General features: G+C 63.4%; 1 protein-coding gene. It reads left to right on the top strand.

The features are described from left to right. Window positions 1-279: sulfatase-like hydrolase/transferase (locus SB764_RS39515; protein ID WP_410866686.1), on the top strand; the 279-nt coding region annotated here is incomplete at both ends.

Raw genomic sequence — 279 nt, 5'->3', positions numbered from 1 at the left:
CCTATGGCGACAATCTCAATCTCGTGCGTCAGCCGATCGGCACGGACGCGCACCAGATCCCGGCGGCTTCCCCGGCCAAGCCGCGTGTGCTGATCATCGTTGCCGGAGAGACGGCCCGCGGGCAGGACTTTTCGCTCGGCGGCTATGGCCGCGATACCAATCCGGAGATGAAGGCGCGCGGCGTCACCTTTTTCCCCGATGTCACCAGTTGCGGCACAGAGACGGCCGTCTCCATTCCCTGCATGTTCTCCGTCTACAAGCGGACGGAATACAGCTACC

This window comes from Paraburkholderia sp. SIMBA_027 (genome assembly GCF_046535315.1).
Taxonomy (GTDB): domain Bacteria; phylum Pseudomonadota; class Gammaproteobacteria; order Burkholderiales; family Burkholderiaceae; genus Paraburkholderia; species Paraburkholderia tropica.
The sequence above is the reverse complement of the archived record's forward strand: the minus strand, read 5'-3'. Positions and strand labels throughout refer to the sequence as shown.